The following is a 22540-nucleotide window of genomic DNA, read 5'->3' on the forward strand; positions in this document are numbered from 1 at the left end:
GAATTACAAGAAATGTTTTATGAAAAAGGGTTGTCAACGTTAGGTAACTGCTGTATTATAAATCGTAATCATTACGATTTGATAAAAGGAGATGCTAATAAATGAAAAAAATACCAGTGACAGTGTTAAGTGGTTACCTTGGTTCAGGTAAAACCACCTTATTAAATTATATTCTACATAATCGAGATGGCTTAAAAGTAGCTGTTATTGTAAATGATATGAGTGAGGTAAATATTGATTCTGAACTCGTGGAAAAGCAAGGAGGATTCTCAAGAACAGATGAGAAGCTCGTAGAACTATCCAATGGGTGCATCTGTTGTACATTACGTGAGGATCTTTTAGTAGAAGTTGAGCGTCTTTCTAAGCAAGGAGACATCGACTACATCGTAATTGAATCCTCAGGGATTAGTGAACCGATACCTGTTGCACACACATTTAGTTACGTAGATGAAGAATTAGGGATAGACCTTAGCCGTTTTTGTACGTTAGATACAATGGTGACCGTTGTCGATGCAAATCGTTTCTGGCATGACTTTGAATCTGGTGAATCGTTGTTAGAGCGGAAGCAAGAAGTAGGCGAAGAGGATTACCGAGAGGTTGCCGACTTACTTATTGATCAAATTGAATTTTGTGATGTGCTCGTTCTTAACAAATGTGACCTTGTTTCAGAAGAGCAGCTCTTGCAACTAGAACAGGTTCTTAAGAAGCTACAACCAGAAGCAAAGCTACTGCGTTCGACTCGATCTGAAGTTCCGATTAAGGAGGTTTTAAATACAGGATTGTTTGACTTTGACAAAGCGAGCGAGTCTGCTGGTTGGTTAAAGGAATTAGAGCTTGGACCAGAAAATCATACGCCGGAAACAGAGGAGTATGGAATCTCTTCCTTTGTGTTTGAAAGCAAACGACCGTTTCATGCAGAACGACTGGATAAATGGTGTGAGTCTATGCCCCAATCAATTGTTCGTGCAAAGGGTATTGTTTGGTGTGCGACAAGAAATGACTATGCTTTATTATTTTCTCAAGCTGGTTCGTCTGTATCGATTGAACCTGTAACGTACTGGGTAGCGGCTTTACCTAAAGAGCAGCAACAACAAATTCTAGCAGTAAATAAAGAAGTAGCAAAAGACTGGGACACAACCTTTGGCGATCGCCATACGAAGGTGGTTCTTATTGGAATGGGAATGAATAAAGAAGACATTCTTAAAGAGTTAGAGGAGTGTCTTTTAACGGAAGAGGAATATCAACAAGATTGGAACACTCTCCCTGACCCATTTGATTGGGTTATTCAACAGTAGCCAAACGCTATGAAAGAAGAAGGTCGAAGATCGAAACAAAGAGGGAAAAAGCGGGTGACAAGGGATCATCCGCTTTTCCTATTTATTCGTGATTGGTTTTTCCTTCTGGTTCAACGTGCACATGAACATCAATGGTTCGGTGTTTTTCTGTAATTTGATCTTCTACAATGGTCGATACATCGTGGGCCTCTGTAAAGGTGAGCGAATGATCAAGCTGAATAACTAAATCGACAATTAAATTACTTCCATAATAGCGTGCTTTTACGTCTGTCACGTAATTTACTTTTGCAACAGCAAGAGCTGTCTCTTTTATATCATCTAATGTTTGATCGTCAACGCCATCGGTAAGGGATAGAGAAGATTTTGAGAAGATCCCCCAGGCTGTGTGACAAATAATGACACCAACAACAAAAGCAAGCAACGGATCTAGCCACGGTAGCCCAAATTGGGAACCAATAATCCCTAGTGTTGCGCCTGCGCTAACGAGGGCATCTGATAAATTATCTTTAGAAACAGACTCGACGGCGTGACTATTAATGCGTTTTGCTAATTTTCGTGTATAGAGATAGACGGCAAACATGACAACAAAACCAAAGGCGCCGACCCAGGCTGCAATGACGTTAGGAGGTTCAGTTGTACCTGTGAAAGCAGAAGTAACGGCGTCAATCATTACTTGAATACCGACGACCATAATGATGAAGGATGCGACGAGAGAAGCAACTGTTTCTGCTTTCCAGTGACCATAGGGATGATCCTTATCTGGCGGTTTTTGTGACACTCTGAGTCCAATTAAAACGGCAATGGCAACAACAACGTCTGTTACGTTATTAAGACCGTCTGCACGTAAAGCAACTGAACCAGCGTAAATCCCCATTGTTAGTTTTAAAATAGCGAGAATGATATAAGCCACTAAGCTGACTTGAGCACCTCGTTCTCCCTGCTTTAATTCCTTGTATCTTTCCTCCATTACGTGCCCTCCTATAAAGCAATAGTATGACTATAGCAAGGAGGTTCCATGTGGGTCTACAGAAATCTTTTTTGGTCATACTAAAGTTCTTGCCTATTAGGAATAAAGTTGCACATGGGAAAATGCTTTTATATCAACGCTTTTGAACGATCATAAAGGCACTTAGGCATCAGTAAGGGAAAGTTTTTTGTAGGAAAATTATTTTTCCTTCATAAAAGAGACAACTTTTTTTTCATTGAAAAACATGCTTGGTTTGACAGATGTCGAGAGAGGTTAGGCAGTTGCTCGATAGCTTCAGATTAGAGTTCAGATTATGTGACAACGTAATCTTTAGGGAAGAATCTAGTGAAACTTCATGCAGATTACACACTTTTCTTGTAAACTAAGTGTAAGAGGTCTGATTAGAAAGGAAGGTCAGAGTAAAAGTGAAACCGCTATTAATAGGGGGATTAATTGTTTTATTAGTACTTAGCGGCTGTATGCAAGGTAAGCAGGAAGAGTGGAGTGTACCAGATCTTGTTGATGTGGATATCCAAGTGGAGGAGCATATTCCTGCAGACTCTAAAACTGTGCTACGTGCATATGTTACCCAAGGTGAAGAAGATGTAGATGATGCAGAGGAAGTTGTGTTCGAAGTATGGAAAGACCAAGAACGAGATGCTGGAGAGCTTATTGAAGGCACACTAGATGCTGACGGAGTCTATGCCATTCCTTATGAGTTTGGTGAAGATGGGATCTACATTGTACAGACCCATGTTACAGCAAGGGATCTGCATGTGATGCCTACTCAGATGATCATTGTTGGCGATGTTTCAGAAGATGAAATTGAAGCCTTTCACAACGCAGGCAACACGCAAATAAATGAAGAACAAAGTCCGTTTCATGATTCGGAAGAAGAATAAGAAACCCCTCCTTAACTAGTTCTAGCTAAAAGAAGGAGGGGTCTTCCTTGTTAGGAGAGGCTCCAATGGGTTCCGTTTACATGTACGGTTCCTTTTTCAGCAAAGGCCTGAAAACCTGTTGATACGTCTTGAGGGAAAATACGGCTTGTTAAAACAACCTCGCCATCATTCACAAAAAGTTCGACAGATGATGTGTCAACAAATACATGAAGCGATAAAAGGTCACTGCTTTCTAATAAAACAGATCGAGTGGTTCCATATGTTTGTGCGGGCACTTGACCTGATTGGCCTCTATCCAAGGTTAAAAGGCGGCTTTCTCGGTTGTAAGTTAGGGTTGTTTTTTCGACATCACTTGTACGAAAGGAAATGCCGTAGGACTCTGCTTGTATGGCGTCGAATGTTAAGATCATTTCATAGGCCGTACCGGCTTCCGTATAAAAATTTCCAATTACATCACAAAAGCTAAATTGCTCCCCTCTAAGCTTCGTTAGTTCACGGATGGGTTTTTGAATGAGCTTGTCTTCTTTTACGGATATTTCTCTCGGTAGTGTTAAACAATGAGCCCAGTCATAGGGATCAGTCGGGTACTCAATGTCAGGGAGTCCCATCCAACCAACTAGTATTCTACGACCGTCAGGTGTCATGGTAGATTGCGGTGCGTAAAAATCAAAGCCTGCATCTAACTCATAAAAAAGGTTGTGGCTAAAATGACCTGTTGTGACATCAAGCGGTTGGCCAATTAGGTAGCCTGATTGGTAAATGTTTTGGTAATGAAAACCTACGGGCTCCAATCCTTGTGGTGAAAAGATAAAGATTCCTTTTCCGTCAAGCTCAAAGTAATCAGGACATTCCCACATATAGCCAAAATCAGTTAGTTCTGTTTGAATTTCCCCTACTAACGACCAATTCTCTAGATCACTTGAATGATAAAGTAGTGCGGCCCCGGTTTTGGTCTCTCGCTGTGCCCCTATGACGAAGTAGAAATCATCCCCCACTTGCCAAACTTTAGGGTCTCGAAAATGTTCTGTATACCCTTTTGGCGAACCAATTAAAAGAGGGGTAGGGTGCTTGCTAATGGAACCATGTTCATCCATGATGGCTAATGCTTGATTTGGAATACGCTCCCAATCTGCTGTGCGTTGATTCCCAGTATAGAATAAATAAAGCTTATTTTTGTGAACAATTCCACTACCTGAATAGGCTCCATGACTCTCATATGAGCGATCCGGTTCAATGGCAAGACCTCTCTCTTCCCAGTGAACAAGGTCTGGTGAAACAACGTGGTACCAGTGCTTTAGCCCATGAACAGCCCCATAAGGGAACCATTGATAAAACAAATGATACATCCCGTTATAATAGCTAAACCCATTCGGATCATTTAGCAAACCTGTAGGGGGCTGAATGTGATAGTGCTGCCTCCAGGGTGAATGGCTGACCGTCTCATGCAATTTGGTTTCTTCCTTTTTGCTCATTTGACTATATGCACGATAGCGGTTTTCATTTGTCCATTTCATAAACACTCATACTCCTTCATGCTTGTTCAATCTCTTCTTTTTTCTTATCACTATAACCAAAGAGCCAAGTTAATCCAAAGGCTACTCCAGCCGCAATGATGTTCGCTAAGATATAGAATAAAATTTGTCCGTTAAGGTAGAGTAACGTTCCAGGTAGAACAGTGATGGCCATACCCGTACCAGCTAATCCTACAAGTGAAGCGAAGAAGCCACCTGCACCACCTCCGATAAGGCCCATTACAAAAGGTTTTCCATAACGTAGATTAACACCAAAGATAGCAGGTTCAGTTATACCAAGAAAAGCGGAAAAAGAGGATGGGAGCGCAAGTGCTTTTAACTTTTTACTGCGTGTTTTTAAACCAACTGCAAGTGCAGCCCCTGCTTGAGCAGCAATTGCCGCAGTAATGATGGCATTAAAAGGGTTTGCTCCTAATTGATCAAGAAGCTGTACTTCTAGAAAGTTAAAAATATGATGTACACCAGTAATAACAATTAATTGGTGAAAGAAGCCTATAATTAATCCGCTAATGCCGAATGGAACGTCAAGTAAAAAGAGTACACCAGTCATGACAATTTGTTCTACTGCACCAAAGACAGGACCAATTACAAATAAAGCTAAGGTAATCATAATGAATAATGTTAAGAAGGGTGTTAAAATAAGATCAAGTGCCTCAGGAACTCGTTTACGAATAGCAATTTCCAATTTTGCACCTAAGAATCCAGCAATAAACGCTGGTAAAACAGATGATTGATAGCCACTAACTTCAATAAGTCCAAAGAACGTAATTGGATCAGCAGAGCCATCTCCAACTGCCCATGCATTAGGTAATGCAGGATTCACAAGCATAAGTCCCAATACGATACCAATAACCGGGCTACCGCCAAATACACGAAATGCAGACCAAGCAATCAGTGCAGGTAAGAAGGCAAAAGCTGTGTCTGTTAGGATCTCTGTAAACAGAAGAAAATTCTCAGGGATGGTTTCTGCCGTTAATCCAAACCATCCTAAGACTTGATCCTGCATAAATAACCCTCGCACGCCCATGAAAAGACCTGTAGCGACAAGAACAGGGATGATCGGTACAAACACATCTCCAAACGTGCGTATCATCCGTTGAAACCAGTTACCTTGATTGTTCTTTTCTTTCTTTTGATCTTCTTTCGTGGAGCCGCTAACACCTAATTTTTCGATTTTCTCATAGATTTGATTGACTGTTCCGGTACCGAGAATAATTTGATATTGCCCGGAATGAAAATAGGCTCCTTTTACTTTATCAATACCCTCAACAGTCTCTTTCTCGATCTTTTCTTCGTCATATACCATAATTCGGAGTCGAGTTGCACAATGAGCAATCGACTTTATATTTGTTTCACCACCAACAGCGGCGATAATGGCTTCTGCAATTTCACGATTATTATTTTTCAAGACAAAAACGCTCCTTATAAAAAACTTAAAAAAGTTAGTTCTTATTTATGATTGTGATGGGAAGAACGAAGGATTAACTCCGTTTCAAACCGGTATGGTTTGTTTCTTGGCTGTCCCAATTCAATTTGTTCTAAGAGTTCTGTTGCCGCTGCTGCACCAATTTGTTCGACTGGTTGTTTGATAACGGTTAACGGTGGTGAGGTGATTTCTGCCCACCTATAATCGTCGAAACCAATAATAGCGACGTCATCTGGCACAGCTATGTCGTTCTCTGTTAAATAGGTCATCGCACCAACACTCATTAAATTATTTGCGACAAATAGTGCTGATGCGTTGGTTGTGCCTAGTAAATGTTCACAGCCTTTGTAACCACTTTCAAATTTAGAATTTCCATTGTAGATTAGGTTAGTCGAAAACGGAAGGCCATGCTTGGCTAGAGCCAATTTGTAGCCTTTTATACGGTCTTTTGTTGTGCTTAAAGAATGAATACCTGTAATAAGCCCTATGTTCTGATGACCACTTTGAATGAATTGTTCAATTGCCATTTGAACTCCTTTTTCGTTATCAACAACGATGGAACTTTGATTCGTTTCCTCTGGCAGTCGGTCGATAAAAACAATTGGCAAATCATCAGGAATGTCCCAGGCAATCTCGCTATAATGCTTTGCGCTTGATGCAATAATAAGCCCTGAAACTTGCTGAGAAATAAACGCTTGAATTTTTTTGCGTTCTGTTTCGATGTCTTCATTTGTATTGCCAACTAATAATTGATACTGTTGTTCGCCTAGAACGGATTCGATCTCTTTAACAACGGAAGTAAAAAAGTGGTTTCCGATATCTGGAAGAACAATACCGATGGTAGACGTTTTTTGACTTCGTAAAGTTTTTGCTGCGAAATTTGGTGTATAGCCAAGGTTTTTCATTGCTTGTTTAACACGAATGGTTGTGGATTCAGCAACAAAACGAGTACCATTTACAACATGGGACACAGTTGCAGTGGACACAGACGCTTCCTTAGCCACATCTTTAATACTTACACGGCTCATGTGATTAAATTCCTTTCTTAACGAATACGTAATCGTTTGCGTAAGCGTTTACGTATACTACTATACCTAATTTTATTAAAATGTCAAAGGATGAATAAAACGCTAACCAACTAATTGAGGGAAGTGAAAAAAGGTAGACTCTCTTTGGAATCTACCTCATCGATCGTGAACTAATGTAATCCTATGGATTCGGTTTTAGTGTGTTGTTATTGCGTTCAACAATAAGCGCAATAAAGACAGCACTTCCTCCGCCAATAAGTTTTCCGATGATCATCGGGACGACCATACTTTGATCAACACTGGCGGTAAAACCGAGATGCCCGCCTAAAACAAACGCGCCGGACACCATAAAGGACGTTGCAACTACTTTACTCTTCACAGACATGTCTTTTAATAAGCTAAAAGCAGGTATAGCATGGGCTAACGAAGTGATCATTGCCGTAATGGCAGCACCTTCGAGTGAGAATCGTTGTCCTACACGGGCAAATAGGGGCTGACATACTTGCTTTAAAAAAGCGACAAAAGGAAATGCGCCTGCAAGAACTACCGCAATCGCTCCGACAATCAACAAACCTTCTTCGAACGAAGCAAGTTTAGGATGAATGTTGTATCCAGAAAGATGAGTGATGGCAGCAAGAGCTAAACCAAGCACCCCTACCGTTTGAATGGCTTTGCCAAATAATAAAAATAACGTAATAGAGGTTTTTGAATAAAAGCGTAATGCATACATGACAATGCACGAAAAAATCGTAGGAATTAGTAAGTTTTGCAGCATCATCCATGGAGCCATTCCTGCAGTTAGTCCACCAATAAAACAACCGAGAGGAACAGTACTTAATCCAATTAGCATGCCTTTTGCAAGTGCAGGTTGATCACCTGTTTCGACCATGCGTAATGCAATGGGAATTGTAAAGACAATCGTTGGACCGAGCATCGTCCCTAAAAAGACCCAAGAAAAACGCGCTGCGTCTGTATCAATACCCATCTCCTGTGCGAGGGCATAGCCACCCATATCAAGTGCGAGAATGGTATTGGCAAATGATGAGGGGTCTGCACCGACTGCTAGATAGAGTGGTGAGATAACGGGGGTTAGCCACTGGGCAGCAAGTGGCGCAATGGTTATAATGCCAATCATGGCTAGCGCAACCTGCCCCATGCTCATGATGCCGTGTTGGAATTCATTCCCCAGACCAAACCGATTACCTAAACACCAGTCAATTGCGCCGAGTGCAATAAAAAAGGCGAGAATTATCATAATCCACTCATGTATCGTCATTCTACAAAATCCAATCTCTTTTTCTTTAAACATATCAAGATTCTTTCAAGGAGACAACCTGTCCTTTACTGATGTTCATATGCACACTTAAAAAAAGGGACAATCTTCTCATGCAAGTAAACTCTTTTACCATGATCCCTTTACACATTTTTACATAAAAAAGGGTGAAATTTTTGTGGAAAACAGGTTTAGAGTGTAAAGAAAGCGGCTATTAAATGGACAACGAATCATAGGCATGCCTAAGATTTGTTTCTCCCCCTTCCTTTATGAATATATATACACACTGAACCGCACTTCCCCCTTGAGTGCGGTTCGCTCGTTGTGTCCTATAGCTTTATATGACGTGCGTATGATTGGACGTCTTTTTGGGCGGTCTTTCGTTGCATTTTCAAAAGGAGACAAGTACACTTATCAAGTAGAAACTAGAAGAAAAGACGTGATGGGGTTGCCATATTTACGCTTTACAGGTTTTTCGTCCGAGCGACTACAAGCACTTGCACCAGTTGTTATTGATGTATTCTCGGAAATCGTCCATATCTCAAAAGAAAAAGTGAAAATTGAGAGGAGCACCTTAGAACCAATTTTGAATGTTCCTCTTACAATAGAAATTCGAATGTTTTCCAGAGCTCAATCGGTCCATGACCAGATAGCGAGCAATTTAGCCGCACTTTTACGTGAGGAAGGATTTGAAACAGTTCATATTTATTTTCTAATCCTTTCACCAGAATTGTATTATAAAGATGGTGTTCCGATAAAACCAATAACAGAAAGCTAGGATAAATCGTTTTAGAAAAAAAGATGCGCTAACACGCATCTTTTTTTGTTGTCAATAAAGTGACTACTTTTTGTTAAAACGGGTAATGGAGCTATAACAAGTTAAATGAAGCATCGTACTACATGGTTCGCAGCGCACACTCACTAGATAGAGAGAGGAAGTGGCGTATGAAAGAATATGGTTTTATGATTCTTGGAACGTTTTTCTTTGCTTTTTCAGTCGCTATTTTTGCGATGCCAAATGGATTAGCAGAAGGTGGTATTCCAGGTCTCGCGCTTTTACTGTACTACAGTATTGGTTGGTCTCCTTCATTTGTCACTCTACTTGCAAATGGCTTAATCTTACTGATTGGCTACCGGTATTTACCGCGAACAATGATTGTAAAATCAATAGTGACAATTCCACTGTTTTCATTGTTTTTATACGTGCTTGAAGATAAGAGTGGACCCGTTCATGACCCTCTTCTTGCTGCACTTTACACTGGCGTGTTTACTGGAATTGGATTCGGGTTTGTTTTTCGTTCAGGTAGTACCACAGGTGGTTCTTCTACGATTGCTCGAATGGTAAACCATAAATTGGGCTGGGAATTAACAGGTACTAATTTTGTACTCGATGCCGCGATTGTGGTAGGGGGAATTTTTGTCATTGGCCCAGTTCAAACGTTGTATACGGTGGTGGCGTTGTTTATTGGTAAAAAGGTAACCGATTATGTATTAGAAGGTTTCGAATCTAAAAAAGTCGTGCATATTTTCTCTAGTTCGTATGAAGCAGTGGCAAAAAGCGTTCGTACCAATTTAGGGGCGCATACAACTATTTTGCAGGGGAAGAATGATGAAAATGGAATGGATGAGCATTTAATTTATGTATCTGTGTCCAAACAACAGCTTTTTTATTTGAAAAAATTGATCCGAGATGTTGATGAGAACGCCTTTACCGTTGTTCATACGGTTAAAGATGTGAGTGGTGGTTCGTTTTCAAAAGCGCATTATCCAACGCAAAAAACGTTTAGTAGTGCAAAGAAAGAAAAGCAATACTACAAAAACCAAGCAGAGGAGTAATCGATTATGGAACGAAAAACAAAACGAGAGCGTTGCAGAGATCATCGGCATTTAATGAATCGTGTAAAGCGATTGTGTGATTGGCGTGAAGAAGACGAAAATCGGTTAAGACGGTAGAGGCTGGGACATAACGAAAAGTCGTAGTTGAAAAGACGAATAGTCCAAAATATGCTGAGTAGCATCGCTACAGGAGAATCCTTCGCTTTCCGGGGACACGGCCTCAGCCTCCTCCTTGGAAAACCGCCACTCCAGAGTCTTCGGACACGTGCTGATTCCCCAGGAGTCTTCGGATTCTCCTTCCGCTCATTTTCATATAAAACAAACGACGAACGTTCCTACTTTCAGGAATGTTCGTCATTTTGGTCTGTCTATCTACTTTTGTCCCAGCCTCTATTTTTTTAATCATAGCCACCCACTGCTTCGGGTAAGGACTGGTAGGCTTCGCTCGGATAAATGATGTCATCATGAACCTTATGCATAAACCCTTCCCATTCTTCTAGCGCCTTATTTGAGCAGCTACTATCCCAAGATAGGGTGTATTTTTCTTCATCTGCAATCAAATAGAGTTCATAAGAGTGAAACGGTTCGCTACAAGGGGAGGATGCTTTTTTACTTTGTCTTGGAAGATCCAATATGTTGAGCTGCTTAAATTGCTGATAAAAAAAAGCAAGCTCTTCTTCTGCCCACAAGAAAGAGGTTGTTTCTGTTCCTGCCGTAACTAAATCTTTTGTAAAAGTTCCATCAATGGTATTGATCTCATTAAACGTTTGAGGACTCACTCCATAGGCTAGGCGAAAATTGAAATCCTCGGGCTGTTCTTCTGGTAATGTGTCTCCAGACAATCTGTTATCTGAACAACCAGCTAGCCCTACTAATAATAGCAAAAACCAGGTTCCCTTCACATTGAATTCCCCCTCTATTTAGACTTTATTTTACCACTACTAAACAGAATGGTGTGTCATTTATCCTATTTGTTGGAAAGGAACGAATCTTCTATGGTGGCAGGGTGCAGATGAAACGGTGATCGTAGTATACTAGCCGTACACTCCAAAGGAATTGGTAGTACAGGGGGGATTTCATGACAACTGTTATATTAGCAGAAAAACCTGACCAAGCGAGAAGCTATGCAGCGGTTTTTAAGCAAACGACAAAGCAGAAAGGCTATATTACGATTCAAGATCCACGCTTTTTTAAAGGGGAAGCCATTATGACATGGGGAATCGGTCATTTAGTCGAGCTTTGTTTACCAGGTCACTATAAAAAAGAATGGAAACGTTGGAACTTAGCAAATCTGCCTATTTTACCTGAACAAGTAGAATTTCAAGTTCCTCGTAGCAAGCAAGAACAGTTCAACATAGTCAAGAATTGGCTAAAGAAAGCAACAACGATTATTATCGCTACAGATCCAGACCGTGAAGGTGAAAATATTGCTCGGTCGATTATAAAACAAGCAGGAGTACGTAACCATGTTCCTATTAAGCGACTATGGATTAATTCGCAGGAAAATGACGTCGTACGCGAAGGGTTTCTTCAGCTACAGCCCGGCGAAAAATTCTTACCAATGTACGAGGAGGCAAAAGCGAGGCAGGTGGCGGATTGGTTAGTGGGAATGAACGCGAGTCCGTTGTATTCATTGTTACTTCAAACGAAAGGAGTGCAAGATACCTTTTCCGTTGGTAGGGTACAAACGCCGACCCTTTACTTAATCTATTTGCGACAAAAGGAGATTGAGGCATTTGTGTCGGAGCCGTTCTTTGAATTAAAGGCGAACGTGGATGCCAGTAGAGGTACCTTTCAAGCATCCCATAAACAGCGTCTGAAAACAAAAGAAGATGTCACAACGTTATTAGAGAAGCATGGGATAAAAGGGAAGACGCCAGGTGTTATTTCTGAGTTAACGAAGAAAAATAAGGAAGTTCCTTCTCCTTTGCTTCATAGTCTCTCAACGTTGCAGGCAACTGCGAACCGTATATGGAAATATAGTCCGTCCACAGTACTAAAGATTATGCAAAAGCTGTATGAGAAAAAATGGCTAACCTATCCAAGAACCGAATCGAATCATATTACACAAGCAGAGTTTAGTTATCTACGAAAAAACGTAACTGGCTATCAGCAACTTTTAGAAAGTCCATTTGAACCAGCATATCTCTATCCACGAAAGCGCTATGTAAACGATGCTAAAGTACAGGAACATTATGCTATTATACCAACAAAAAAAATACCAACTGCCAGCCAAGTAGAAAAACTTCGTCAAGATGAGCGAAACCTTTACTTGGAAGTAGTGAAGACAACCTTAGCCATGTTTGCACCTCCTTATAAAGTGGAGGAGACAAAAGTAACGGTTGATGTACAAGGCTTGGCGTTTCATACAACGGGTAAGATCGAGCAAGCTTTAGGGTGGAAAGAATTGTTTCAAAGTAGCAAATCTAAGAAGAAAGAAGACGAACAAGTTTTGCCTCCTCTAGAAAAAGGAGAACCAATTCAGGCGATGGTTAAAGCGAAAGAAGGAAAAACTCAACCTCCAGCATATTATACAGAAGGACAGCTTATTCCACTTATGAAAACAGCTGGTAAATTTGTAGAAGACGAAGAAGAACAAGCGATTCTCAACGAAGTAACTGGAATTGGTACAGGGGCTACACGAGCAAATATTATTGAAACACTAAAAAGTCGAGAGTACATTACGATCAATAAAAATAGCGTTTATGTTACCCCTAAAGGCAAAATCCTTTGTGAAGCTGTAGAAGGCAATTTATTAAGCAAGGCGGAAATGACAGCTCAATGGGAACTATTTTTGCGGAAAATTGGACAAGGAGAAAAGGATAGCGCAACATTTATTTCCAACATTCATACGTATATTCATCGACTGTTAACGGATGCACCGAGTCATGTGAAGACAATGAAATTAGACACCTCTACCATCGACACGAGTGAAAGTGCAGGTATAGGCCCATGTCCACTTTGTGGGGCGGCGGTTGTACAAAGAGGACCTGTGTTCGCTTGCTCTAAGTCAAAGGAGAACAATTGCAAGTTTGTGATCGTCAAAAGACTAGCAAAAAAGACCTTAACAGAAGGGATGGTAAAACGTCTACTGACGAAAGGTGAAACAGCTGTATTAAAAGGCTTCAAAAGTAAGGCAGGTAAATCGTTTTCTGCAGCACTTGTGTTAAAGGAAGGGAAAGTTGAATTTGATTTTACCAAAAAACCAACGTATCGAAAGAAGAATCGTACAAACATCAAGTCTTCTCAAGCAAAAGGTTAAAATAACAGAGCAAATGAGAGATTTATGTTGTCGCTGTCAGTGACTCTGAACAGTGCCGATCAACCTGTCGTCATATAATAATCGATAGTTGACGATGAATGTGCAAGTCAGTGGAAGGGGAAGGGTGTAAGGTAGCTCTGACCCTTCGCCAACAAGTATGAGTGAGCTTAACGATCACCCCTCAATAGGAGAGTAAGGGGGTGAAGACTGCCTTCGTTGAGAAAAAGAGGGTGCTAGACTCGTTCTTTTAAGGCAACGGAAAATTGTTGGGCAAAGTGGCGACACGCCTCTATTTCTTCCTCATTTTTTGGTTCAAATTCGTTTTTAAATCCGCTACAAACAAGGACAGCCCCCGCTTTTTTTAGTGTTTTTTCAAATATGTGCACAGCCTCACAATAGGACGGGTAATTCCGATCACCTGAACCAAAGACAGCAGCAGGTATACGAGATAAGTCAACATGGACAAGTTCTTCCTCAAACTCTTCCACTTCGTAAGGCAAATCTCCATCTCCCCACGTATAACTTCCGAGAATGATTCCGGTGAAATCGGTGAGCTTCTCCACTTCATAGCCATCCATTTCCTCCATAACAACCTCAATTTCTTCTTTTTCAAGTTCCTTTTTTATGATGATGGCCATGTCTTCGGTATTTCCAGACATAGAAGCATATAGTAAGCAAATGCGCATGATCTTCACTCCTTTAGTGTATATCTTAGATAATAAATGATAGTGATAATCATTTTCAATTAGTTTTTTGGATTTTTTAGAGTCAAACGAAAAAAAGTGTTTATAGATTATTTCAGTATTTTATTTGTTGCGGCACTTATTGAATGAAAACGAGAAGATCAGGAGGGGTGAGGTAGTACATAAAGATAAAAAATAATGTAAAACGTTCAAACTAGTAATTGACAATGAGATTCATTATCAATATCATAAGACTTAAATGAAATTGATTCTCATTATCGTTGGGGGTTTTGAAAATGAAACTGCGCTCGTTTGTCTTTTTCCTATTCGGGTTGCTTCTAGTCGGATGTCAAGCAACGAATGCTGACAGTGAACAAGCAAGTCACGGGGTGACGGATATCGCCCATCGTTCCATCCAATTTGCTCAAGTTCCTGAACGAATTGCAGTGTTAGGAAATGGGGAGCTTGATATTGTGTACGCACTGGAACAAGAAGTTGTAGCACGACCAACAAGTCAGGGTCAACCCGTTGTAGCAGAGGCTGACCAAGCAGAGCAAATTGGCTCCTATCATGAAGTGGACATCGAACGACTAACGCTTACTCAGCCAGATGTTGTATTCGCAAATGATCCAATGAATCAAAAAGACGTAACTGCTATTGAGGGGACTGGAGCTGAGGTAGTGCTAACAAGAGCCAATTCAATTAACGATATTAAAGCCCAAATTACGTTGATTGGAGAGGTTGTACAACAAGAAGAAAAGGCTCGTCATATCGTTCGCGGGATAGAGAAAACGGAAAAAGAGATGGTGGATGAGCCATTACATACAGAAACAAAAGCATTATTAATTTATGGCGCACCAGGGTCCAACTTAGTAGCATTACCAAATTCATTAGCAGGAAATCTATTAGAAGCTGCAGGTGGGATAAACATCGCTGCGGAATTTGAACAACTGCAAGATTATCCACAATATGCGGCGCTCTCACCGGAAAGGGTCATACAAGCCAATCCAGCTATTGTCTTTTTTATGGCACATGGAGATCCATCAAGTGTAGAAGAAAGTTTTATTCAGGAAATGGAGCAACACGCTGGATGGTCACAATTGCCGGCAGTGCAAGAGGGACGTATGAATATACTGCCAGCAGATCTGTTTGGTACAAATCCGGGAACCCGTGTAACAGAAGCGATTGACTATATGCGCGAGCAGTTAACTGAGGCGCAGAGTGAGTGAATTAACCGTTCAAACACGTAATAAGCGTCGAAAATGGTTGGCAATTGGACTACCTATCTTTTTAGCCGTTTCCTTTTTAACAGGTATATCTCTTGGGGCTGTGACGTTTACTCTTACCGATTTGACTGAAGCTTTACAAAACCAAACCGAAGCAAATGCACTGATATTAATCAATGTTCGTCTCCCAAGGCTCATTGTGGCAGCTTTTGCAGGCGCATGTTTAGCCGCAGCAGGAACGATTTTACAAGGGGTAATGAAAAACCCCCTTGCTGATCCAAGCATTATTGGTGTAACAGCAGGAGCAGGTTTGGCTGCAAGTATAGCGATGGTTGCCCTACCGCAGTATGGATTTTTAACGCCAGCATTTGCATTTGTTGGTGCTATTGTTGCCATGCTCTGTATTTACACCCTTTCATGGGAAAAAGGAGCATCGCCACTAAAGATTATTTTGGCAGGCGTAGCCATTAATGCGCTATGTGGAGCACTACAAAGTGGCATTATGATTCTTTATAGTGACCGTGTTCAGGGAATCTTGCCTTGGTTAGCTGGTGGATTTCAAGGTAGAGGATGGTATCATGTTGAATTTGTATGGCCCTATGCAGTGATCGGCTTAATTCTTGCCCTCTTAGCCATTCGTCCATTAAACCTGATGTTATTAGGGGACCATACTGCGAAATTGCTGGGCGCACCAGTAGAACGGATGCGGTTTTACCTCATCTTACTTTCGGCTTTACTAGCAGGAGCAGCAGTTAGTGTTGCGGGTCTTTTAGGTTTTGTTGGGCTAGTCGTACCCCATATGATTCGACTTCTAATTGGCAGTGATTCTCGTTACCTCTTACCATTTTCAATGATTGGTGGGGCAGCGCTTGTTGTTTTTACAGATTCGCTAGCAAGAACCGTTTTTGATCCCATTGAATTACCAGTTGGAATTTTATTAGCTTGCTTAGGGGCCCCATTCTTTCTTTATTTGTTAAAGAAAAACACGATTCGATTGTAGCATCTTATCTTTAAAGGAGGTGAACGGAGAAAGCGGGCAAGACACACGTACTAAACTTTAGGAGGAGAAGTAAATGATTATAGTGGCAAATAAAACACTTATTCGTAAAGGGGAAGGCTACAAGCTTGTAGAACGCTTTGACAAAATTGGGAAAATTGAATATGCAAAGGGCTTTCTTGGATTAGAAGTATTGGTCAATTCAAAGGAAAAAGAGCACGATGAAATAACAATTAGTACGCGCTGGGAGGAAAAGGCAGACTTTCACGCTTGGACGAAGAGTGAAGCATTTCGTGAAGCGCACTCTGGGAAGAATGCTCGACCTGACTACATTTTAGGAAACGAAATTGAATTTTACGAAGTTGAAATTGTTCGGATGCCTTTACCGAAAACCCAAGAGGCCTAAATAAACAATATAGAAAAGGAAGAGATGTAATGAGTATCCAATGGAAAAAAGTATGTCTTCTACTAGGGGCAACCTTTTTATTTCTGTCTGTAGTCTTCCCATCAGTTAGTAAGGCAGAACTAGCAGACGGTACGTATACAATTGATTACACGGTCATGCACGGGAGTGATTCATCCGCATCAATTGCTAATGATTACTGGGAAAAACCGGCTACACTAACAGTAAAGAATGGTCAAATCGATGCAAAACTAACGTTAAATAATAGTTCTTGGATTGTGGAGTATCAATCTAAGGCAAACGGAAGTTTCTCAAACGTCACAGTGTTATCTGAAGATACAGCAGCAGATAAGCGGATTGTACAGTTCCCGCTAGATGATATAAATGGAATGACTGAATCAAAAATACATGTCATTGTGCCAGATATTGATTATGACCATCAGTATACCGTTCGGCTTGACTTCCATGAAAATACACTAACGCCGACTGGTGAGGCGGTAACGAAAGAAGAAACAAAAGAAGAAACAAAAGAAGACGAAGAGCCGCTGGGGGCAGCTCAATCGTCAAATAACAATGATCCAAAACACATTTATGGCAATAAAACAGAGAGGGAGAACAACCCACAAACAAGTGACGGGGCACCCATTGCTTTACTTATGAGTTTAGTCATTGTCAGTGCTATTGTACTCCTTCGTAGACAAGTAAAACAAGCTTAAAAGTAGGAGGAGAGACAAAGTGAAAATTCATAATCGTATGGTGAATGTGCTCCTGACATTTCTGTTAGTCTTTAGTCTCATTGCACCATCCACTAGCTTTGCGGCAGAAAGTATGAATGAAATAGAAAATGGTATGTATGATGTTCCGTTTACTGTATTAAAGAAAGGGTCAACTGAGGCTTCTGTCATGGATGGTTATACAGAAAAACCAGCTAGAGTTGTAGTGAAAGATGGAACCTTTCAAGTTGATTTAACCCTTACAAACAGTAGTTGGTATAAGGATTTTACTGTTGAAGGACAACGACCTGAAGTCATTTCAGAGAATACAGAGCAGGGAAAACAAATCGTACGTTTTATAACGAATGCAGAAACAGTAGATGCATGGGTACACATTGTGGTAACAGGCATCCCAGGCTTTCATTACGATAACCAATATGATGTCGATATTGCGTTTCATTATGCTGACGCAACAATGATTGAATTAGAACAGCCAGAAGAAGAGCCAAGTGAACAACCAGAAGAAGAACAACCAGAAGAAGAGCCAAGTGAACAACCAGAAGAAGAACAACCAGAAGAAGAGCCAAGTGAACAACCAAAAGAAGAACAGCCAGAAGAAGAGCCAGGTGAGCAACCAGAGGAAGAACAGCCGGAAGAAGAGCCAGTTGAACAACCAAAAGAAGAACAGCCAGAAGAAGAGCCAGGTGAGCAACCAGAGGAAGAACAGCCGGAAGAAGAGCCAGTTGAACAACCAAAAGAAGAACAGCCGGAAGAAGGGCCAACGTGGAGCTCGTTACAACATGGAAAATATGATGTGCCGTTTGCAGCAAAGCATGCAACCGAAGATCGTGATTCGGCGATGAGTCGCTACTTGGTTAATCCAGCACAAGTAACGATCGGTAAAGGGAAACAAGAATTAACAGTGACGGTAAAAGAAAGTCATCAAATTACGAACTTAGTGTTGAACAATGGTGAGCTAGTAACAGGTACAATTGTAAATGAAAATACAGACGAGAATACGCGTACATATGCGTTTAACGTCGATGAGCTAAAAAATCCACAAGCAGCCAAAGTGTCTATGCGTGTTGCTTTACCAAATGGGAATGTCTACGAAAATACACAAGATTTTCGTCTGTTTTTCGACTTAGAAAACGCTAAGAAAGTAGAAGATGGTCCAGAACAACCAGAACAACCATCACCGAATCAACCTAATGAGGGCGAACTTGTAGACGGTCGATATCAGATTGAGTTTAACGTGCTAAAGTCAGGCTCAAGTGATGTTTCCGTTATGGATGGTTATACAGAAAAACCGGCAACCATTTATGTAAAAAACGGTGAATTTACAGTTGATTTAACGTTACTTAATGAAAGCTGGTATCGTGATTTAACAATCAACGGACAACGTCCAGAAGTAGTGACAGTTGATGAAACAGAAGACAAGAGAGTTGTTCGTTTTGCTGTTTCAAATTTAATTGAGTTGGTTGATCTATGGGTACACATTCGTGTAGAAGGGATACCTGGTTTTGAGTACGATAATCAGTACGATGCTCAGCTTCAATTTAACGAGGAATCTTTAACATTAGTTGAAAAAGAAAAAGAGCCGACTCCAGTTAATGAAGAAAAACCAAAAGAAGAAAAACCAAAAAGTGATCACAAAGAGCGTTCACTTGATGAAGAACTTGTGAATGGTGAGTATACTGTTAGTTTTTCTGTTTTAAAGAAAGGTACGACAGAGACATCGGTAATGGACGAGTACACGAAAAAACCTGCTACTGTCTTTTTTAAGGATGGTACGTATACAATCGATCTTACATTAACAAATCGTACATGGTACGAAGATCTGAAAATTAATGGAGTCCGTCCAGCCGTCGTAAATGAAGACCTTGATAAGAATGAGCAAACAGTGCGTTTTGAAACAAAGTCTATCCACGAAGCGATTGATGCCTGGGTCCATATTATTGTAAAAGGAATTCCTGGTTTTGACTATGACAATCAATATGAAGTAGATATTCAATTTGATCGAGAAAGTTTAACCCTCGTTAAAGCGGATCAAGCGCCAAATCCTGTGACTCATTTAGGAACCAACAATGACAATGGGAATGGCAGTAATAACGGTAATGACAATGACCTTATTTATGATCGCTCTGATAATGGGGCAGGGAGTGGAGTAGGGAATGCAGCGAACGTTAATCAGCAAAATCCACAAACGTCAGACCCTGCCTTAGTAAGCTTCTACCTCGCATTGCTTTTACTGTCTACTTCATTCTTTGTATGGAAATGGAGACAAAACAGGAGAAAAGCGTTGTAAAAATAATGAAAAGAGGGATGGCTATGCAGAAGTCACTTTATGGCATCGTGCTAACGAGTTTGTTTCTGTTTGCGGCATGTCAGCCAACAAGTGATCCAAAAGAAGGAGATCACTCTCCTTCTTCTGCTGCTTCCGCTCAAGAAGAGCGAATTGTTGCTACGACAGTATCTGCAACAGAATTAGCGGCTGCTCTTGATTTAGAGTTAGTCGGTATTCCAACCAGTTATAAAGAACTGCCTACACGTTATGAGGATGTGACTGAACTAGGTAATCCAATGAGCCCAGATGTAGAACAAATTCGACAGCTACAGGCGGATGTTGTTTGGAGTGTATCAACGTTGCAAGTTGATTTAGAAGAACCTTTTACATCAGCTGGGATTGAGGCAGAGTTTTTAGATTTTCAAAGTGTTGAAGGCATGATTCAAGAAATTTTGAGTATCGGTGAGCGGTACAATCGTGAGGATGAAGCGACTGCTTTAGCCAACGGATTCAATAGTCGAATAGCTGCGCTTGAAGAGACCTATCGCCATAGCGAGAAGCCGTCGGTTCTCGTTTTGATGGGGGTTCCAGGAAGCTATCTTGTTGCTACTAAACATTCATATATAGGTGATCTTGTTGAGATTGCTGGAGGAGAAATAGCAATTGATGTCGATAATGATATGGAGTATTTAGCTTCAAACACAGAATATTTGCAGCAATCGAATCCAGATATTATTTTACGTGCAGCCCATGGTATGCCAGAAGAGGTGATCGAGATGTTTGATGAGGAATTTAAAAGCAATGATATTTGGAAACATTTTCATGCAGTGGAAAAAGGGCGTGTTTACGATTTGGAGGAAGAATTGTTTGGAACGACTGGAAACATGGCTGTTCTTGAAGCATTGGATGCCTTAGAGGAAATGTTGCATCCAGAGGACAACGAAAGGTGAAGAAAATCATTGTTTTTGCAAGTGTAATCATTACATTTCTCTTCCTCCTCTATCTAGCTGTTATGAGTGGTAGTATTCGTATATCGTTTACTCAACTACTAGATGGCTTAGGTTCAAAAACAGATGAAGAGGTCAACGTTATTTATGATCTACGGTTTCCACGTATCATCATCGCTTGTTTTGCAGGTGGAGCTTTAGCCATCTCAGGTGCATTAATGCAATCTGTAATGAGGAATCCGATTGCAGATCCAAGTATTATTGGGATTTCGTCAGGTGCAAGCTTTACCTCGTTATTGTTTGTGACCCTTTATCCGCAGTTGTATTTCTTTATGCCACTCTTTGCTTTTATTGGAGGAATTATTGCTTTTCTCCTTGTGTATAGCTTTGCTTATCGAGGCGGTTTAAACCCACTAAAGTTGATTTTGATCGGTGTAGCAGTTCACGCTACATTTACAGGATTAGCGGACGTATTTAACTATCGAGGAAGTTATTCGGTTACGAGTATTTCGGCAGCAACGACTTCCACGTTAGCGATGAAAACGTGGTCTGATGCAACAATGATGGTGCTTTATGGTGGTGTCGCAATCTTGCTTTCTTTGTTCCTAGCGGGAGCTTGCAACCGATTATTACTTAGTGATAAAACAGCCCTTGGAATTGGAATGAAAGTAACATTAACTCGTTTGCTCGTGTCAATAACAGCGGTTGTACTTGCGTCCATTGCAACAGCAGTCGCGGGTGTCATTGCATTTTTAGGATTACTAGTTCCTCATATTGGTAGACAACTAATTGGTTCTGATTATAAGTGGTTGCTACCATTCTGTGCCATTGCTGGAGCTTGGATCTTATTACTAGCAGATACACTTGGCAGGCTCGTATTAGCACCGAATGAGATTCCAGCATCCATTTTTATGTCGATTATAGGTGGACCGTTCTTAATCTTTCTGCTAGTCAGGGGGCGTATCAATGATGGAACTACATAATGTGTCTTTCTCCTATAGTAAACAGCAACCACTCATAGATAAATTAAGTGGTTCAATTCGGCTTGGCCACATCACGTCTATAGTAGGGCCGAACGGTAGTGGGAAGTCCACTATGTTATCGCTTTTAGCAAGACAACTTCGCGTGCAACAAGGGTATACCACTCTCTATAAGAAAAATATCGATACGTATTCTTTGAAAAATTGGGCAAAACAACTAGCGATTGTATACCAGCAAAACGATGTTGCACATGAATTTACCATTAAAAGCCTTGTAAAGTACGGGCGGTTTCCATATCAGAACAGATTCCGTTCATGGAAAAAAGAAGATGAGCAAGCGGTTGAGGAAGCGTTAGCGATGACAGGTTTAGACACCATGGCTAACAAATCTCTCCTCCAGTTGTCAGGTGGAGAGCGCCAAAGAGTATGGTTGGCACTCTCTCTGGCTCAGCAGACCCCTATATTACTTTTAGATGAACCAACGACGTATTTAGATCTTTATCATCAGTTTGAATTACTTGATTTAATTGAAGGGTTGAAAAGGGAGCAAGGCAAAACCATCGTAATGGTCTTACATGATTTAAACCAAGCGTTGCAATATAGTGATGATTTGTGGGTAATGAAAGAAGGGTCGCTGGTAGCAGCAGGAAACGTGCAGGATGTGTTGACAACTTCGTTGGTAGAAGACGTATTTTGTGTACGAGCGCGTATTGATAAGGGGAGTGAAGGAACAAGGCCGTTGCTTATTCCAACAGGGAAAGTGTCTAGGGAAGGGGTGTGAAA

General features: G+C 40.9%; 20 protein-coding genes. 13 read left to right on the forward strand and 7 right to left on the reverse strand.

Features of this window, described 5'->3' with window-relative positions:
* Positions 1-101 precede the first annotated feature (101 nt).
* A complete protein-coding gene (locus BK583_RS03480) occupies positions 102-1295 on the forward strand; it encodes a GTP-binding protein (protein ID WP_055736780.1) in 1194 nt (397 codons plus the stop codon).
* An 82-nt stretch (positions 1296-1377) separates the two neighbouring features.
* Here BK583_RS03480 and BK583_RS03485 read toward each other — a convergent pair whose 3' ends face one another.
* Positions 1378-2262, reverse strand: coding sequence for a cation diffusion facilitator family transporter (locus tag BK583_RS03485; protein WP_055736781.1), 885 nt, complete (start codon positions 2260-2262; stop codon positions 1378-1380).
* A 425-nt stretch (positions 2263-2687) separates the two neighbouring features.
* On the opposite strand from BK583_RS03485, the gene BK583_RS03490 reads away from it, so the two are divergent.
* The gene (locus BK583_RS03490; protein WP_139366162.1) at positions 2688-3164 is read left to right on the forward strand and encodes a FixH family protein; all 477 of its coding nucleotides are present in this window, start codon (positions 2688-2690) and stop codon (positions 3162-3164) included.
* 50 nt (positions 3165-3214) lie between these two features.
* Here BK583_RS03490 and BK583_RS03495 read toward each other — a convergent pair whose 3' ends face one another.
* The 4 genes from BK583_RS03495 to BK583_RS03510 all read right to left on the reverse strand — a co-directional run bounded on the left by BK583_RS03495 (position 3215) and on the right by BK583_RS03510 (position 8426).
* Entirely contained in the window at positions 3215-4678 is a 1464-nt protein-coding gene (locus tag BK583_RS03495) for a glycoside hydrolase family 32 protein (RefSeq protein ID WP_055736783.1), read from the reverse strand.
* A gap of 16 nt (positions 4679-4694) precedes the next feature.
* Complete coding sequence (locus BK583_RS03500; protein ID WP_038483472.1) at positions 4695-6104, reverse strand: sucrose-specific PTS transporter subunit IIBC; 1410 nt, start codon at positions 6102-6104, stop codon at positions 4695-4697.
* A gap of 41 nt (positions 6105-6145) precedes the next feature.
* The gene (locus tag BK583_RS03505; RefSeq protein ID WP_055736784.1) at positions 6146-7150 is read right to left on the reverse strand and encodes a LacI family DNA-binding transcriptional regulator; all 1005 of its coding nucleotides are present in this window, start codon (positions 7148-7150) and stop codon (positions 6146-6148) included.
* A gap of 181 nt (positions 7151-7331) precedes the next feature.
* Positions 7332-8426, reverse strand: coding sequence for an ethanolamine utilization protein EutH (locus BK583_RS03510; protein ID WP_055736911.1), 1095 nt, complete (start codon positions 8424-8426; stop codon positions 7332-7334).
* A gap of 349 nt (positions 8427-8775) precedes the next feature.
* Here BK583_RS03510 and BK583_RS03515 point away from each other — a divergent pair, with 349 nt between their 5' ends.
* Both BK583_RS03515 and BK583_RS03520 read left to right on the forward strand, forming a co-directional pair.
* Positions 8776-9201, forward strand: coding sequence for a DUF1904 family protein (locus tag BK583_RS03515; RefSeq protein ID WP_078440024.1), 426 nt, complete (start codon positions 8776-8778; stop codon positions 9199-9201).
* Between the two features lie 167 nt (positions 9202-9368).
* The gene (locus BK583_RS03520; protein WP_038483470.1) at positions 9369-10259 is read left to right on the forward strand and encodes a YitT family protein; all 891 of its coding nucleotides are present in this window, start codon (positions 9369-9371) and stop codon (positions 10257-10259) included.
* Positions 10260-10657: 398 nt separating this feature from the next.
* On the opposite strand, the gene BK583_RS03530 is transcribed toward BK583_RS03520, so the two are convergent.
* Entirely contained in the window at positions 10658-11161 is a 504-nt protein-coding gene (locus tag BK583_RS03530; RefSeq protein ID WP_055736786.1) for a hypothetical protein, read from the reverse strand.
* 176 nt (positions 11162-11337) lie between these two features.
* Here BK583_RS03530 and BK583_RS03535 point away from each other — a divergent pair, with 176 nt between their 5' ends.
* Complete coding sequence (locus tag BK583_RS03535) at positions 11338-13521, forward strand: type IA DNA topoisomerase (protein ID WP_055736787.1); 2184 nt, start codon at positions 11338-11340, stop codon at positions 13519-13521.
* A gap of 233 nt (positions 13522-13754) precedes the next feature.
* Here the strand turns inward: BK583_RS03535 and BK583_RS03540 are convergent, their stop codons facing one another.
* The gene (locus BK583_RS03540; RefSeq protein ID WP_055736912.1) at positions 13755-14210 is read right to left on the reverse strand and encodes a flavodoxin domain-containing protein; all 456 of its coding nucleotides are present in this window, start codon (positions 14208-14210) and stop codon (positions 13755-13757) included.
* 290 nt (positions 14211-14500) lie between these two features.
* On the opposite strand from BK583_RS03540, the gene BK583_RS03545 reads away from it, so the two are divergent.
* The 8 genes from BK583_RS03545 (at position 14501) to BK583_RS03580 (ending at position 22538) form a co-directional block, all read left to right on the forward strand.
* The gene (locus BK583_RS03545; RefSeq protein ID WP_055736788.1) at positions 14501-15433 is read left to right on the forward strand and encodes an ABC transporter substrate-binding protein; all 933 of its coding nucleotides are present in this window, start codon (positions 14501-14503) and stop codon (positions 15431-15433) included.
* Positions 15426-16430 (forward strand): FecCD family ABC transporter permease, encoded by a 1005-nt coding sequence (locus BK583_RS03550; protein WP_055736789.1) that lies wholly within the window; start codon positions 15426-15428, stop codon positions 16428-16430. The genes BK583_RS03545 and BK583_RS03550 overlap by 8 nt, the downstream gene beginning before the upstream one ends.
* 73 nt (positions 16431-16503) lie before the next feature.
* Entirely contained in the window at positions 16504-16833 is a 330-nt protein-coding gene (gene isdG / locus BK583_RS03555) for a heme oxygenase (protein WP_038483458.1), read from the forward strand.
* A gap of 29 nt (positions 16834-16862) precedes the next feature.
* Positions 16863-17546, forward strand: a complete 684-nt coding sequence (isdC, locus tag BK583_RS03560) for a heme uptake protein IsdC (protein ID WP_055736790.1) — start codon at positions 16863-16865, stop codon at positions 17544-17546.
* Between the two features lie 19 nt (positions 17547-17565).
* Positions 17566-19851, forward strand: a complete 2286-nt coding sequence (locus BK583_RS03565; RefSeq protein ID WP_078440025.1) for an NEAT domain-containing protein — start codon at positions 17566-17568, stop codon at positions 19849-19851.
* A gap of 23 nt (positions 19852-19874) precedes the next feature.
* Positions 19875-20780: a heme ABC transporter substrate-binding protein IsdE gene (gene isdE / locus BK583_RS03570; RefSeq protein ID WP_055736792.1), complete on the forward strand. Its 906-nt coding sequence runs from the start codon at positions 19875-19877 to the stop codon at positions 20778-20780.
* Positions 20777-21760 (forward strand): FecCD family ABC transporter permease, encoded by a 984-nt coding sequence (locus tag BK583_RS03575; protein WP_055736793.1) that lies wholly within the window; start codon positions 20777-20779, stop codon positions 21758-21760. The genes isdE and BK583_RS03575 overlap by 4 nt, the downstream gene beginning before the upstream one ends.
* Complete coding sequence (locus BK583_RS03580) at positions 21744-22538, forward strand: ABC transporter ATP-binding protein (protein ID WP_236702425.1); 795 nt, start codon at positions 21744-21746, stop codon at positions 22536-22538. The genes BK583_RS03575 and BK583_RS03580 overlap by 17 nt, the downstream gene beginning before the upstream one ends.
* The last annotated feature ends 2 nt before the right edge of the window (positions 22539-22540 follow it).

The sequence above is a fragment of the Shouchella oshimensis genome, from assembly GCF_002019765.1.
Classification (GTDB): domain Bacteria; phylum Bacillota; class Bacilli; order Bacillales; family Bacillaceae_D; genus Shouchella; species Shouchella oshimensis.